This is a genomic window from Vibrio frigidus, from assembly GCF_042465995.1.
Taxonomy (GTDB): Bacteria; Pseudomonadota; Gammaproteobacteria; order Enterobacterales; family Vibrionaceae; genus Vibrio.
Genome location: NZ_JBCDMC010000001.1, coordinates 227,283 through 243,802 on the forward strand (window position 1 = coordinate 227,283; position 16,520 = coordinate 243,802).

Below are 16,520 nucleotides of genomic sequence, written 5' to 3' on the forward strand. Positions count from 1 at the left end.
AAAAAAAGAGAACTATCTTTATGACAATTCTCTTTTTATTCCCTAGAGGAATCCATTTACAGTGTAAAGTGAATTCCATCGAGAAAAACACCCTATTGTCATTTTCGGAGTTAGGCAATGTACGTTCATACCAAAGCAATCATCATCACAGCACTGTTACTTCCATTTTCAGCCCTTGCCGGGGAAGCCGACATTATAGATGTGCAGGTGAGTAAAACGAGCAAGGATACCTATAGATTTGATGTTACGGTCTCTCATGCTGATAGCGGCTGGGAGCACTACGCAAATAAATGGGATATCGTCGATAAAGATGGGAATGTACTAGGTACAAGAACTCTGCATCATCCACATGAGAATGAACAACCATTTACGAGAGGTCTTTCAGATATTCATATATCATCCAAAAATCACTCCGTTACGGTTCGAGCACATGACTTTGTCCACCAGTACGGAGGTAAAACCATCACTGTCGACCTTCCATAAAAACAATATGGCTTGTCTAATACTATTCCGAAGTGATCATATCAGCATTAACGCCAAAACTATCTTTGTGGTCACCGATGACGACTTCACTACGAGTTTGTATAACACCGGGTAAAGTACCTAGCTTCTGAGACATAAAAACTTGATACGTTTTCATGTTCTTAACTCGAATCTTAATCATTGCATCAAAATCGCCTGATAGTGAGTAACACTCTTCTATTTCAGGCATCAAATTGACCGCTTTGGCAAACCTATCAAATATAGAAAAACTAGATTGGTCTAAACGTATATGTATAAAGACCTGCACGTCTAAACCAAGTTTTTCTGCACTAATTTCTGCGTGATAGCCTTTAATAAAACCTTCTTTTTCAAGGCGTTTAACTCTATCGGAACATGGTGAGGTTGTTAAATGGACTTGTTTCGCCAACTCGACCATTGAGAGGCGACCTTTTTTATGCAAGATACGCAATATTTCGCGATCGGTTCTATCTAAGTTTTGAGCCATATCCTTGCTCAACCTTCTTCATCCAAGAATTCATCCATTCAATATAAAGATTTTCCTTAGAAACAAAAGAAAAAAATCCAGATAACCCGTTATCTGGATTTTCTTATCAATTCTGTAATATCTAAACATGAATCTTATGAAATCAATTCAGGCTCACCTGAGTTGTCGTATTCATTTTGGTTACGCTCATATCACTGTCTAGTTTTATGTGTTGGCAATTGCATTCCCTGCAAAACAGTTGTGCTTTCATATCACAGTAATGATTACCACGGAATATCTGTCCGATAGAACTGAAAAACTGCCCAATAGATGAATCAGGAACGATCTCGTTTCTGCACATTATTGATTTATGGGCGGTTGTTCTTTTACATGCGGAACAGTACAAATCTGGCATAGTCGATTCCTAAAATCTAAACTTATGAATGAGTTATAAAAAGCGAATCAATAGTAAACCTAAAAAGTCCAGATTTATTAGATTAATGTAAAAACTTTAAATTTATTTTCAATATGTAAGAATTTGATCACAAAAAAAGGGCAGACAACTCTGCCCCTCTACTTCTCATTTTTGCGATGTTTGAGCTAGATCAAATTTACTCAAGCTCCTCTAACAATCTTTTATACTTGCTGTGTTGCTCTATCACCGCTTGTTCTGGCTCACTAGATGCTAAACTTCCACCAACAATCGCGATCGTTGAGAAAATAATACCTGGTACAATTTCGTACACATCAAACCAACCGCCAGATAACTGTTTCCAAACAACAATCGTGATGCCACCTACAACAATACCCGCTAGAGCACCATTTCTATTCATCCGAGACCAATACAAGCTGAGCACGATTGCCGGGCCAAATGCAGCACCGAATCCAGCCCAAGCATAAGAAACAAGACCTAAAACAGAACTGTCAGGGTTTGCAGCCAGAACCAGTGCGAAGATAGATATCAAAATCACACCAATACGCCCTACTCTAACCACTTCTTCTGAGGTAGCATTTGGTTTGAATACTTGCTTGTAAAAATCTTCCGCCAGTGCCGAAGATGAAACAAGTAGTTGGGAATCAGCAGTACTCATTATGGCAGCAAGGATTGCTGCTAATAAGATACCCGCGATGACCGGATGGAAAATAGCATTCACTAACACCATGAATATTTTTTCGCCATCAGCCAATTCACCCATTGACGAATTGGTGACGTAAATTAAACCCACTAAACCAACAAGTAATGCACCCGCCATCGATATACCCGTCCACACTACAGCGATGCGACGCGCGACGGTAAGATCGCGATTTGTGCGCGTGGCTTTAAAGCGTGCCAAGATATGAGGTTGACCGAAATAACCTAGCCCCCACGCGACCAATGAAATAATGGCAACAGCCGTTAAAGGCTCACCCTTGGAGTCATTCCAAAGTGTGAGTAATTCCGGGTTAATAATGGCAAGATCTGCAGCTAACTGACCAAAACCGCCTTGCATTGCCGCAATTGGCACAATGAGTAACGCCGCCGACATCAATAAACCTTGCACTAAATCCGTCCAAGATACCGCAAGGAACCCGCCAAATAAGGTGTAAGAAACCACACAAATAGCACCAATTACTACTGCATAGCTATAATCAAGACCAAAAACAGTCTCAAACAATTTACCACCTGCAACTAAACCAGAACTGGTATAGAAAAGGAAAAACAACAAAATAAAGAATGCAGAGATACTTTGAATGAGCTTAGATTTATCACCGAAACGACGAGCTAAAAACTCAGGAATCGTCAATGACTCCGTTGTTACACTATAGGTTCTTAGGCGTTTCGCACAAATATACCAGTTTGCCCAAGTGCCTATAAGCAACCCTCCGGCCAACCAAAACGCTTCAATACCTGCGGCATACGCGTATCCAGGTAGGCCTAATAAGAGCCAACCACTCATATCGGATGCACCTGCAGATAACGCCGCAGGCCAAGGACCTAACGAACGGCCACCAAGAAAGTAATCGCTAGAATTTGATGTACGTTGATATGCATAGTATCCAATCGCCAACATCATGATTAAATATGCAGCAAATGTTGCTGTAATAGCAAAGCTATTTTCTATCATTAAAATATCCTCTATCTTAAAAATCTTCCATGCCCCTCCGTCATTAGAGGGGATAAAAAAGGTACGGGGGATTACCGGGGCTCGCTACCTAATTCAAGTAACGTGGCATTACCACCAACCGCGGTAATATTGATAGTACGAGTACGTTCTGTAATAAAACGAAGTACCAATTTAGGATCTTGCGACTGTGGAAGCCCATCGAGATCCGTTTCCGATACAAGCGCCGTAATCGCGCCGGTACGTAAAGCAAGCAACGTATTCATCTCCAATTCCGCTTGCGTATTACCTACAAAAGCAAAATTTTTAATATCTTTATCCATCAGCGCTTTATAGCTGTCGAAAGGAAGACATTGAACAATATTACTAAGCAAACTTTCTGTTACTAATTTCATTGCTAACAACTGAGTCAGTGCTTCGTCATCGCAACAAACGATAACGCTATTACCTGCAGCCAACATAGAAACAAGAAAAGCAATTGCAGCGCAATGGGCTCTATCGTGGGTAGAATCCATTGCTAATATAGCGACGCCTCTACCTGCTACATATAGCTCATTCGTTTCGCCTGTTGGTCCAACAAGTTGATAAACCGTCGACGTCACCTTTTGACTTTGACTTAGTTGAAATCTACCCGCGGCAATAACACGACTGGGTAAACTATCCACAAATTTACTAAGCAACTCAGAACGATATTCTATATTCGTTAGGTTCCACTCTTCCCAAGCAGTGAAAGAGTGATCAACGCTCTTTTGTATATCGCTCATTATACGACTCCTCTTTCTGTTTTCGCTTGAGTAAACCGGTAGAGATAATGTGGCCCACCGGCCTTAGGCCCAGTACCAGATAGCCCTTGCCCACCAAACGGTTGAACACCGACAACCGCACCCACCTGATCTCGATTGATATAGCAGTTACCAACGCGTACATTTTTCTCTATCCAACGATATGTAGTTTCATTTCGACTATGAATACCCAGTGTCAAACCATATCCAGTTTGGTTAATCTCACTCACAATCTGTTGTATTTCATGGGCTTTAAATCGAATGATGTGTAGTACTGGACCAAAATGTTCTTTCTTCAGCGCGCCTATACTATCGATCTCAAACGCACACGGCGGTACGAAATCACCTGAATCACACTCAGTAGAAAGGCTAAGTTCTTTGACCAATTTCTGGGTTTGTTTCATATTACTGATATGCTCTAACAGCTTCTCTTTCGAAACAGTATCGATGACTGGCCCTACATCCGTTTTGTGTCGATAAGGTAACCCAACGTGCAGTTCATCCATCGCGCCTTGAATAAGTTCTATAATCCTATCGGCGATATCTTCTTGCACATAAAGTACACGCAAAGCTGAGCAACGCTGCCCTGCAGATGCAAATGCTGAACGTATAACATCTCTCACCACTTGTTCCGGCAATGCCGTACTGTCAACAATCATCGCATTTTGACCACCCGTCTCGGCTATAAATGGAACTGGAGCGGCGTCTCTTTTCGCGAGCGACTGATTGATGCGCATTGCCGTTTCCGTAGAGCCAGTAAAAGCCACTCCTGCAATAGCTGGGTGGCTCGTCAGTGCTGCACCTATATCAGCGCCTCGACCAAGCAGTAATTGCACCACACCATTTGGGAAACCGGCGAGTTTAATCAATTCAAACGCTTTCGCTGCAATCAAACACGTCTGTTCAGCTGGTTTAGCTATCACTGTATTTCCGGCCATTAACGCGGCCGTAATCTGCCCTAAAAATATGGCTAATGGGAAGTTCCAGGGGCTTATGCAAACGTAAACACCACGACCACCCCGGGTAATGGTCTGTATTGAACCATCGAATCCGGTAAAAATTTCCGGTTCAAATACGTTATGCTGTTTCGCATAAAAACGACAAAAGTCTACCGCTTCGCGAACCTCATCGATGCTGTCATGAATCGTCTTGCCAGCTTCGTGGTGACATAGGGCGACGAGTTCCGCGAGGTTCGTTTCTAACAAATCGGCTAGCTTCTCTAGATATTGTCCACGCTGGCTAGTTGAGACTCCTTGCCACATGTCGAAAGCATGCTCTGATGCTGCAATCGCTTTGGAAACATGATCAAGGGTGGCAAACTGAACGTTCCCCACTAACTTGCTTCGATCATAAGGTGTTGTTACCTGAACATTGTTGGTCTCAACCTTGATCATGCTTTCGTATATTGAATACCCATCAATAACCGAACCTGCGGTCCATTTCTCGTCAAAGTAAGCGCTCACTTTACTCTCAAACGGTATCAATTGGCTTTCAATATCTACATTCACTCCTGACGAGTTTTTGCGCCCCGGAAATATATCTAACGGTAACGGAATCTTATTGTTATGTAATGTGGCGTAACCCAACAACATATCTACAGGGTGTTCTGTCAAAGAGTCTACAGGGCATCGGGCGTCGACGAGTCTATGTACAAAAGAACTATTCGCCCCATTCTCCAATAAGCGCCGCACTAAATAAGGAAGCAAATCTTTATGATTACCTACCGGTGCATAAATACGAACATTCGATTTATACGTAGCGATAACATGGTGGTATAGGGATTCTCCCATTCCATGTAATCGTTGAAATTCATAGTCCGTATGTTTCGCCATCACTGCAATTGAGGTGACAGTTTGCGCGTTGTGACTAGCAAACTGAGGGAAGATATTTCCGTGAGCATGTTCACTCAATAAGAAACGCGCACACGCAAGATAAGACACATCTGTCGCCTCCTTTCGTGTGTACACCGCGTAATCTTTATAGCCAGATTGTTGAGCCCATTTTATTTCACTGTCCCAGTAGGCACCTTTAACCAAACGTACTGGAATAACATCTCCTTGATCCTTTGCTAATTTATTAAGCCACACCAAAACAGGCAACGCACGTTTAGCATAGGACTGGATCACAAGACCAAACTTGCCCCACCCTTTTATTTCGGTACTCTGGTATAGCTTTTTAAACAGATGTAACGAAAGTTCAAGCCTATCCATCTCTTCAGCATCAATGGTAATAGCAACACCCAACGCTCTGGCTTGCACCGCAAGCTTGAGAATCGATGTATAGAGTTCACTCATCACACGGTTTTCATTCGCGACTTCATATCTTGGATGTAACGCGGAAAGTTTGATAGAAATTGACGCGGTAGTCAGGTCAGCGCGAGGACTACTATTTCCGATAGCTTGAATCGCACTCAGGTACTCATTGAAATATTTCTGTGCATCTAGGGTTGTGAGCGCGGCTTCACCAAGCATATCAAAAGAGAAATCATAACCTTTGTCTAGATTCGCCTTACCATTCTTCTGCGCTTCTTTGATCGTTCGACCCAATACGAACTGATGTCCCATGATCTTCATCGCTTGGTGCATGGCTTGTCGAATAACAGGTTCAGACATTTTATTGACGAGCCTTGAAACCGCAGTTGCTGGACTTTTGGTTTCTGATTGCGACAAACCAACAACCTTACCCGTCAGCATGAGTCCCCACGTTGAAGCGTTAACAAATACAGAGTCTGAGTTTTGTAGGTGGGACTTCCAATCTGCAACCGTCAATTTGTCTTTTATTAATGCATCGGCGGTTGCGCTGTCTGGAATACGCATCAATGCTTCTGCAAGGCACATCAACAATATTCCTTCTTGAGTATCTAAACTGTATTCAAGCAATAGAGCATCAACCATTTGAATTGATTTTTTGTCTGCTCTAATAGATTCGATCAAATCGGTTGTTTTCTGCTGAATTTGCTTTTTTTCGTCTTCCGAAGGCGTGGCCATTGGAAGTAGTTCTGTTAGCCATCTAGATTCGTCCACCATATAAAGTGGAGAGATAAGTGACCAGATCTCGTCAATAGGTTTATCAACGAGGCCTGTCGTCAGCACATCAGTTGCTCTAAACATCCACATTCCTCAATCTCAACATCAGAAAAATCTCTAACGTTTCTTTAGATAGCCGCAGTGTATTTTGCTGAGGAAGGCAGTAGTTGTCAAAAACTCCTGTTTATTTGTCAAAAACTTCGGTTATTAACAAAATTTGAACAAATCTCACCTGAATTTTTAATTTATTCGATACAAATTATTTATTATGGATGCGTTTTTTATACTGCGAGGGCGAAAAACCGTGAAGACGAGTAAATACATGGGTAAAGGTACTTTGACCAGAAAAGCCAGCCAAGTCGGCAATATGACTTAATGAATACTTACCTTGCTCAATAAGCTCTTTAGCAAAATCAATCCGTTTGTTAAGCACATATTGGTGTGGCGTAATCCCTGTTTGCGATTTGAACAGCGTGTGAAACTGACTCTCGCCCAGAAAAACGCTGCCTGCAAGCTGTGTTACCGAGATTTTTCTTCGAAGATGATGAGTGATGTATCTATCGACAACATCGATATCTAACCTTGCGTCTCTATTACTCGTTTGAAAGGTCGACGAGTGTCTTTGCAATAAAGCCAAAACCGTATCGTTACATGCACGGCTCAACAATAAATCTTGTGGGTACTCTTCCATCTCCATAACCAACATCTTTATTAGCTGACGAATTTGATTGTCTAACTGAAAATAAACATCTGACTGAGAAAGATGGTTTAGTCGTTGCAGTAGAACAGGGCTGTCATCAGTTAATGTAGGTAGGTTTAGAACTAAGATATCAGAATTATTATTCACACCACCAAAAGCATGATCCGTCGTTGCGGTAACGACTACCCCCTGCCCCGGTTTTACTAAGTTACCAACACCGTTAACATTAAATTCGGCCTGACCCTTTAACCCAATTACAACCTGAGAATAGTCATGGTCATGGCTATTCATATAATTGGGTAGCGTCACTAATTCAGCAGGTTTAGGCGTAAACTCAGATGCTGACATTATCAACGCCTTACGTTTCTCGTCAAGTATCGCCACGGCAAAGACACCTTAAAATCATCAATCGTTTTACAGTATAGTCTTGCATTCTAATCATGAATTAAATAAGGAGTCAAAAGCGTTACCGTTGTCCAACATACGGAACGATGATCAAGTGCACATAATTTACGGCTAATGTTTGCTCTAATCTTAAGATGGATATTTTGTGATGGTCAACTCGTAATATATTCTCTACAGCTCAAAAATTAGCATAAAGCTTTAAAGAATATCATTAATAATGCTATGCTTATTGACTGTTATTGAAGAGCTCAGAGAAGTGAAAGCTGAGTAGCAATTTTAATTATTAATCTAGCTCATTTTGCCTTAATCTAAAATGTTATGCAGGGACTTATGATCACACGCCGTATCCCAGCGCTTTTTCTTGCGCTAATTCCCTTTTGGTCGCCAGTATCCTTCGCAACAGAAGAAACACAACAAGTGGATCCTGTCATTGCGATAGATGGAAAAATTGACCAAAAGAAGGCCGACATCGATGCTGTAAATCAAGAATTTGATTCCGAATCGGCAAATCTCAAACGCTTACAACAGGAAAGTGCGTCTCTAAAGCGAGATGCATCGGATAGAGAAGCGAAGAGAAATCGCTCAAAAGTTGCTCTTGATAAGCAATATTCGAGGCTTCTTGATGATCCCGATACTGATTTAACCTCTTTCCAAAAAGAGTATCAAGAATCTTGGGCAGCGCTAAAAGAAACCCAAGCAAGTCAATTGGCTAACCGTCAAGAGATAACGGAAAGCGAAGTGAAACTTTCTCAGGTAAAACAGAAAAAAGCCCGCTTTAATAATGAATATGAGAACTTACAAGAATCTCATATTGAGGCTCGTGTAAAACGTATCAATGCGGAGCTTCGAGAAAGCAATGTGTTAGAAACAAGCTACACGACAACCTGTTCTACCACAATGACACTTGGCGAATGTGCAAATCAGGGTAAGTACCTGACGAAGCAAAAAGCAGTTAAAGCCTTCAAATCTAAACTATTGGTAGGATTAACAGAAACAACGCTTGCTAAGCAAAACCTTGATGGTGTTCAATTGAACATCCACGTCCAAGAGAGCCAATTGATTAAAAGTGGCTTTGCTGGTAGCAATTCTTACAGCACACAGATGCAAGCTCAGCTGCAGGCGAAACCAGAAGCCGTCGCAGCATGTAAATTGTTGAACGTTGAATCGAGATATTGCTTAAAAGGCCAAGCATCAACGAAAACGGACAATAAAAACAAACAGTGGGCAAATGTGACGGTTCGTTCAGATCAATACAATGATTCCGTGACCATCAATGGTGTTAAGTACGGAAGTACGCCTGTCGAGATCGTATTACCAGCAGGTCGTCACCAAGTTACTGTATCAAAAGAAGGCTACGAAACTTACAATCGTGTCATCACGATTAACGGTAGCGACACGGTTTGGGTAAAACTACTCAACAGTAAAGAAAGCTAAGTTAGTTACATTACCGCTATTTTATCTGTGATGTTAACGCTGTGATTACCTGCCGGAATTCACAAAGCTGATTATTAAGCGCCATTTTGTCCATTATCATGCAATGATATGTTCTGACAAAGTGGCGTTTTCGTATAGAATGGATAAATTACCCGATTAATCATTAAAGTAATTACGATCATGCGACAAGGTTTACCTGCATTACTACTAGCATTGTCTCTGTGCTTTATTCCTTTTGCGGTGTTAGCAACGGAAACCGTTGCTACCGTAACAGTTCAGCAAGCAGACGATACGCTACAGTCCAAAAGAACAGAAATGGACGCTTCTGCCAAACAAGTAGCAGAGCAAAAAACAGCTATCAAAAAAGCTCAAGATGAACAAAGCCGATTTGAAAGGCAATCTGTTCAACTGAGTAAAAAGCTTGAGCAGACAAAAAAAGCGCTCGATCGAGATTACAATCGAGTCACTAATGAGCCTGATTTCGACTTAAGACCAAGCCAAGGTGCTTATCAGAGCGCTTGGGCAGATGTCAAAGCGAATCAACAGGTTCGTCTCGAATCCGAACAAAAATTGCAAGAGCTATACGCTGATCTTTCTCTTTTTGAAATCGACCAAAAAAGACTGAATGCCGATTTGGATAAGCTCGCGGACCAGAAAGTAAGGGCACGAATTGAACGCTTGCGTAAAGAGCTTACACAACAAGACGAGCTAAAAACCAGTTTCACCAATGTTTGTCAAGAAAACATGACCATTGCACAATGCGCTGACCAAACTAAAAATCTCGCCTTGCAAAAAGCCGTTAGCAAATATCAAAATCAACTCATTGCCAATACGACCGAACAAAAACTGATCAAGCAACATTTAACCAATGTGTCGCTAAACATCCATGTAGTAGGACAAAAAACATCTAAAGATGGTTTTGCTGATGACAGTCGCTACCAAACTATCTTAGACGTCGCCATGGAAGCGCGTCCTGCTAAGAACATTCCGTGTAAATTATTGGATGTAGAGTCTCGCTACTGTTTTGATGAGAGCGCAAAGCCAAACAACGAACAGAAAAAAGAGGTTCAGTGGGTAACACTCACCATTCGTTCAAACCAGTACGAAGATAAAGTTGCGGTAGATAGTGTCCGTTATGGCAGTACACCTCTCGACATCATGTTACCTGTCGGTAACCATATGGTGACTGTTGAAAAAGAAGGATACCGATCTTTCCATCAAGAACTGAATGTAACGAGCGACCATACGTTAAGAGCTATATTGCGAGAAAAAGAAAATGTTCCTCATTCCGGCCGAAAGTTCGCCGATGCATTACAGAACAAATCCAAAGCGCCAGAAATGGTCGTTATTGGGTCAGGCCAATACCTCATCGGTGAGAACAGTGCTAAACAAGTAAACGTCAACAAAGCTTACGCCATGTCCGCAACACCAATAACAGTTGGCGAGTTTGAAACTTTTGTTAATTTTACAGGCTATCAAACCGACGCAGAACTTAAGAAGATTTGCACAACGGTAGAAGAGTCTCAAATTGTACCAATTACCGATAGTTACTGGCGTAACCCAGGGTTTAAGCAGAAAGCAAACTCTCCTGCAGTATGTATCAGCCAGACAGATGCGATTTCCTACACTAAGTGGTTATCAAAGCAAACTGGATTTAAATATCGACTACCGAGCGAAACCGAATGGGAAATTGCAGCACTTGCTGGCAGTCAGTCGCCCTATTGGTGGGGTAATTCATTTGGAGCAGGTCAGGCAAACACAGGATGGGGTGGTACCAAGTGGTCGAATACAAGTACGTCACCGGTTAAAACCTTTGCTCCTAATGGCTTCGGGCTCTATGACGTAGTTGGCAATGTTTGGGAGTGGACGAACGATTCAAGAGGTGTCACTAAGGGTGGCTCTTGGAGTTTCTCTCCAAATCAGGCCACGAGCCACAGCCAACTCTTTATTGCACCTAATACGGCATCAAATTACGTTGGTTTCCGGATACTTCGCCAGCTTTAAAGAGACTCACTCTTAATAAGGGTAGATAACATCAGAGAATCTCCCCTTATTAAGGGGAGATTCAGATTCAAAAACACATTATCTAAGGGGCTAATCGATCAACTGACCACGAGATATCATCTTGAGAAGCATCGCCACCTGAAGAACCATCCCTATCGTTTGTAAAGATAAATCTATCATGTAAACGGTGCTCACCACCTTGCCAAAACTCAATACTTTCAGGAACAATACGGAAACCTCCCCAGAAGCTAGGAATAGGTATATCTCCGTTAGCAAATTTCTGTTTTAACTCCAAATATTTGCCTTCAAGTAGGCCACGAGCCGACAATCGACTACTCTGCTTACTGGCCCAAGCCGCAATCTGACTCTCTTTAGGACGCGAAGAGAAGTATTTCATGTTCTCTAGTGCCGATAATTTGACCGCCGTTCCTGTAATATGAACCTGCCTCTCAATTGCATGCCAAGGGAAGTGAATACTCACTTTCGCGTTCACCCCTATTTGATGTGCTTTACGGCTACCCAAGTTGGTATAGAAAACGAAACCATCATTATCGACATTTTTGAGTAACACAATACGTTGGAAAGGTTGACCGTGCTTGTCTACCGTTGCGACGGTCATCGCAGTAGGATCAACCAACTCAGCTTTAACCGCTTGCTCTAACCATAGGTTAAACTGATCGATCGGATTCTTTTCCAAATCTTTTCGGCGTAATCCACCTTTAGTATATTCACGACGAATATCCTTCAGTTCCATATTATGTCCTCGAATAATTTTTACTAATTTTGCGCTTATCAAGCGATGAAAACAAGAATCTTCTTTTCTGGCTGAGTGAAATTTGAGAGCACTCTTTGATAATCAAATAAATACTGAATTCCTTTACTCTATCAACAATTAAACTATGCTACTCCTTACTTCAATTCACTCTAACTATTTGAGTAAAAAAATAAAATTGTATTATTGCTTAACATTCTACCCAACAGCTAATAAAATCAATGTTAAATGTCGTTAAAATAACCACCCGTATATTCCGTGTATTGCCAAGGAAAGCAGATGAGCAGTAAGAAGTTTAAGATGCTAAAAGATGCAGAGTTAGACTATGTGGATGACAAAACCGCCGCTTTGCTTCTAAACACACCAAGTAGTGCCCGAATACTTCTTTGGGTCATGGTGTTGTTTTTTATTGCCGCCATTGTATGGGCATCTTGGGCTCAGCTAGACAAAGTCACCGTAGGACAAGGTAAGGTTATTCCGAGTTCTCAACTTCAGGTCGTACAGAACCTAGAAGGCGGGTTGGTAAAAAGTCTTTTGGTTCGAGAAGGTGAATCGGTAGTAGAAGGTCAACAGCTCATCTTGATTGACGATACGCGATTTCGTTCTGACTTCAGAGAACGAGAACAACAAGTATCAAACTTAACCGCGAGTGTCTTGCAATTATCTGCCTCAATCACCAGTGTACAAATTCAAGAAGAATTTGATAACTCTAACTGGGAAGATAGCGTAACCATTAATTTCGACAAGCTCGCCTTTCCGCCAATTATAACCGAATTACGACCTCTGTTAGCCAAGCGTCAACGTGCCGAATACCGACAAGATTTAGACAATCTGAATAATAAACTTTCCGTTATAGATCAACAAGTAAAACAAAAAGAACAAGAGCTTATTGAGCTAAGAGCTAGGGCAAAAAACCTACAGACCAGTTATAACTTCGCCAAAAGAGAGTTAGATATAACCAAGCCATTGGCCGATGAAGGTGTAGTTCCTAAAATTGAATTGCTTAAATTACAACGTCAACTTAACGATACTCGCAGAGAACTTACCTCTACTCAGCTAAAAATCCCAAGTCTGACTTCTTCCGTTAGAGAGTCTATGTTAGGTAGGATTGACGCCGCATTGAAGTTTCGTTCGGAACAACAAGAAAAGTTAAATCAGGCACAAGACAAGTTGTCAGCACTTACCGAATCAACTATCGGATTAGAGGATAAGGTCAATAGAACCGTCGTATTGTCGCCGATAACAGGCACAATAAAGAAACTACACATCAATACTGTTGGTGGCGTTATTCAACCGGGTATGGATTTGGTAGAGATAGTACCAACAGAGGATACACTGCTGGTAGAAGCGAAAATTGCGCCACAGGACATCGCATTTTTACGACCAGGCTTACCTGCTATAGTTAAGTTTAGTGCATATGACTTCACCCGTTATGGCGGATTAGAAGGAACCTTAGAGCATATCAGCGCGGACACTATCCAAGACGAGGAAGGGAATAGCTTTTATATGGTAAAAATTAGAACAGATGACCATAAATTTGGTACAGAGGCTGGCTTGCCTATTATCCCTGGGATGACAACTTCCGTCGATATCATTACCGGAAAACGCACCGTTTTAGACTATCTGTTAAAACCTATTCTAACAGCACAAAAAACCGCACTTAGGGAATAATGACTATCATGCCGTACGACACTCAGATAGTAAGTAGTGAATAAGTCACCGTGAAAACCATTATTCCGCTATTAATATTGATGTTTTTTTCTATGACATCATCGGCTCTCAATACAGAAGAGCAGCGTTGGGTTAACGCTGTTTCAAAAATATATGGAGCAAGAGCAGGAAAACGGACAGAAACTTGGCGTTCCGAAATGGCGTCACTTAAAAATAAGTCTGAAAGCAATAAGCTTACTGGTGTGAACAACTTTTTTAATCAACTTAACTTTGTGAATGATATCGATTTATGGGCCAAGAAAGATTATTGGGCCACACCACTTGAATTTATCGGCAGCAACGCGGGAGATTGTGAAGATTTCACCATCGCAAAATATTTTTCGTTACTCGAGCTCGGTGTTTCTGACAAAAAGCTACGGCTCGTTTACGTAAAAGCGATTGAATTGAATCAGTTTCATATGGTTCTAGCCTACTATGAAAAATCGAGTTCAGTTCCTGTAATCCTAGACAACATTAATCCAGTAATTAAGCCCGCTACCCAGAGGCGAGATTTACTGCCAATTTATAGTTTCAATGGTAAAAACCTATGGCTAATGAAGGAAAAAGCGAGCGGGCAATTAGCAGGTAACTCTTCTCGCTTAAGCTTATGGAATGATCTTCGCTCGCGAAATAAGTCATTGAAACTTAATAAACCAAAACTAAATTACAATGAGTAACCACCATGACATTACATAAACAACTTGTCGCAGGTATGTTGGCTGTTTTCTTGTTACTAGTTGGCTTTGTCTTAGCGATAGAGTTCACGACAACCCGTAACTTTCTGATGCAACAACAGCGCTCAGAAATGAATAACACTATCAATACCGTTGGCCTTGCACTTGCTCCTTATCTTGAGCAAAAAGATAGTGTTGCTGTGGAGTCCGTTATCAACGCCTTGTTTGACGGTAGCTCATACTCAATAGTGAAATTGACCTTCTTGGATACAGAAGAGGAGATAATTCGCTCCTACCCAGTGAAAGCTAATGGTGTACCCGATTGGTTTATTGATATGCATTTTTTGACCAAGCTCCATGACCGACGAGTCGTCACAAGTGGTTGGTTACAATTAGCCGAAATAGAGATTATTAGTCATCCAGGTGCTGCTTATGTGCAACTTTGGGAGGCTCTCAAAAACCTAGGTGTCGCATTTCTTGTCGCTTTCACTCTGGGTATGTTACTTATTTCTGCCATGCTAAAAAGAAGCCTACGTCCACTTTCGCTTATCATTATCAAGATGGAAGAAATTGCCCAGAACAAATTTGGTGAGCCGCTTAAAAAACCAAAAACCAAAGACTTAGTCGCGGTCGTTAACGGTATAAACACGATGTCACTGCAAGTCGAAAAAAGCTTTAGGGCACAAGCCAAAGAAGCGGAGCAGCTAAGAGAACGGGCTTATATGGACCCGGTATCTCAACTAGGTAACCGCTCTTTCTTTATGGGCCAGCTCACTCAATGGCTGACTGAGTCTTCCAAAGGTGGTATAGCGCTATTGCAAGCGAAGTTTATTAAAGATGCTTACGACGAGTCTGGCTATGAGGCTGGAGATACACTAATAAGAGAGCTTGCCGATCATTTGAAACTTACCACACACTCTCCCGACGTGACTATTGCGAGAATTAGCACCGAAGAGTTCGCCTTCATTTTCCCTAATATTGAAAATGAAGAGTTGCATATGTTGGCTAAGAATATTGTTGATAATGTACAAAGTGTGCGTGCAGATCCAACAGGCACTGCCCCTGTCGATATGGCTCTGGGCCTTGTATACAACGAGGTGAACAAATCATCGTCTGAGGTTCTCTCTCTTGTTGATAACGCGTTGTCTCAAGCTGTAGCGCATCCAGAGAGAAACTATGCCATTGTTTCTGACGTAAATGATCATATTTTACTTGGTAAACAGCAGTGGAAAGAGTTGGTTGAAGAAGCCATCAGCAACCGCAATGTCGAATTTAAGTTCCAATCAGCAAACAGCAACGACGGTAAAACATTCCATCGCGAAGTATTCTCCTCGATTGAAAAAGACGGCATTCGCTATACCGCAAACCAGTACCTGTTTGCCCTTGACCAACTCAACGCTGGCTACATATTTGACCAATTTGTTATTGAAAACATGATTGATAACCTAGAAAATCAGATTATCAACGACACACTTGCAATCAACCTGACCGTGAGCAGTATTTCTGAACCAAGCTTTATTCGCTGGCTAACCAAAATTCTTACCAAATTTCCTAATGCAGCCAAAAAACTCCATTTCGAAATACCTGAAATCTGCTTTATCTCCCATCAACACCATACTGCATTACTTTGCCATGCCATTCGCAGTAGTGGTTCAGAGTTTGGCGTCGACAATTATGGGCGTCACTTCCACTCGCTCGATTACATCAATGAGTTTAGACCTAAGTACGTTAAGTTAGATTATCTCTATACCCATCAAATTGAAGATGAAAAACAACGCTATACACTAACGTCTATCTCTCGTACTGCGCACAATTTGGGTATAACAACCATCGCTTCTAGGGTAGAAACCAAGACTCAATTAGACTTCTTATCTGAGCACTTTATTGAAGTATTCCAAGGCTTTATTGTCGATAAATAACAAAAATTATATTTGAGGTCGCATT

12 protein-coding genes are annotated in these 16,520 nt (G+C 41.6%); 6 read left to right on the forward strand and 6 right to left on the reverse strand.

Translation table 11 applies throughout. From position 1 onward, the window contains the following. Positions 1–117 precede the first annotated feature (117 nt). On the forward strand, positions 118–483 hold the full coding sequence (locus AACW90_RS00980) for a hypothetical protein (protein ID WP_390229538.1): 366 nt from the start codon (positions 118–120) through the stop codon (positions 481–483). A gap of 22 nt (positions 484–505) precedes the next feature. Here AACW90_RS00980 and AACW90_RS00985 read toward each other — a convergent pair whose 3' ends face one another. From AACW90_RS00985 to AACW90_RS01005, 5 genes are all read right to left on the reverse strand, one after another. Beyond that, a complete protein-coding gene (locus AACW90_RS00985) occupies positions 506–988 on the reverse strand; it encodes an Lrp/AsnC family transcriptional regulator (RefSeq protein ID WP_195705791.1) in 483 nt (160 codons plus the stop codon). A 590-nt stretch (positions 989–1,578) separates the two neighbouring features. Then, positions 1,579–3,069 (reverse strand): sodium/proline symporter PutP, encoded by a 1,491-nt coding sequence (gene putP, locus AACW90_RS00990; RefSeq protein WP_390230799.1) that lies wholly within the window; start codon positions 3,067–3,069, stop codon positions 1,579–1,581. 74 nt (positions 3,070–3,143) lie between these two features. Beyond that, the gene (locus AACW90_RS00995; RefSeq protein ID WP_390229542.1) at positions 3,144–3,833 is read right to left on the reverse strand and encodes a 1-pyrroline-5-carboxylate dehydrogenase; all 690 of its coding nucleotides are present in this window, start codon (positions 3,831–3,833) and stop codon (positions 3,144–3,146) included. Then, positions 3,833–6,961, reverse strand: a complete 3,129-nt coding sequence (gene putA, locus AACW90_RS01000) for a bifunctional proline dehydrogenase/L-glutamate gamma-semialdehyde dehydrogenase PutA (protein WP_390229545.1) — start codon at positions 6,959–6,961, stop codon at positions 3,833–3,835. The genes AACW90_RS00995 and putA overlap by 1 nt, the downstream gene beginning before the upstream one ends. A 175-nt stretch (positions 6,962–7,136) precedes the next feature. Continuing rightward, positions 7,137–7,925: a helix-turn-helix domain-containing protein gene (locus AACW90_RS01005; protein WP_390230801.1), complete on the reverse strand. Its 789-nt coding sequence runs from the start codon at positions 7,923–7,925 to the stop codon at positions 7,137–7,139. A 387-nt stretch (positions 7,926–8,312) separates the two neighbouring features. On the opposite strand from AACW90_RS01005, the gene AACW90_RS01010 reads away from it, so the two are divergent. Next, positions 8,313–9,416, forward strand: a complete 1,104-nt coding sequence (locus AACW90_RS01010) for a PEGA domain-containing protein (protein WP_195705795.1) — start codon at positions 8,313–8,315, stop codon at positions 9,414–9,416. A 180-nt stretch (positions 9,417–9,596) separates the two neighbouring features. Then, entirely contained in the window at positions 9,597–11,420 is a 1,824-nt protein-coding gene (locus tag AACW90_RS01015) for an SUMF1/EgtB/PvdO family nonheme iron enzyme (protein ID WP_390229549.1), read from the forward strand. Positions 11,421–11,502: 82 nt separating this feature from the next. Here AACW90_RS01015 and pdxH read toward each other — a convergent pair whose 3' ends face one another. Beyond that, positions 11,503–12,174, reverse strand: coding sequence for a pyridoxamine 5'-phosphate oxidase (pdxH, locus tag AACW90_RS01020; RefSeq protein WP_390229551.1), 672 nt, complete (start codon positions 12,172–12,174; stop codon positions 11,503–11,505). 297 nt (positions 12,175–12,471) lie between these two features. Here pdxH and AACW90_RS01025 point away from each other — a divergent pair, with 297 nt between their 5' ends. The 3 genes from AACW90_RS01025 (at position 12,472) to AACW90_RS01035 (ending at position 16,495) form a co-directional block, all read left to right on the forward strand. After that, positions 12,472–13,863 carry an HlyD family type I secretion periplasmic adaptor subunit gene (locus AACW90_RS01025; protein ID WP_390229554.1) on the forward strand — a complete coding sequence of 464 codons (1,392 nt, stop codon included), beginning with the start codon at positions 12,472–12,474 and terminating at the stop codon, positions 13,861–13,863. A gap of 80 nt (positions 13,864–13,943) precedes the next feature. After that, positions 13,944–14,579 (forward strand): transglutaminase-like cysteine peptidase, encoded by a 636-nt coding sequence (locus AACW90_RS01030; protein WP_390230804.1) that lies wholly within the window; start codon positions 13,944–13,946, stop codon positions 14,577–14,579. Between the two features lie 5 nt (positions 14,580–14,584). Next, positions 14,585–16,495, forward strand: a complete 1,911-nt coding sequence (locus tag AACW90_RS01035; RefSeq protein WP_390229557.1) for a bifunctional diguanylate cyclase/phosphodiesterase — start codon at positions 14,585–14,587, stop codon at positions 16,493–16,495. The last annotated feature ends 25 nt before the right edge of the window (positions 16,496–16,520 follow it).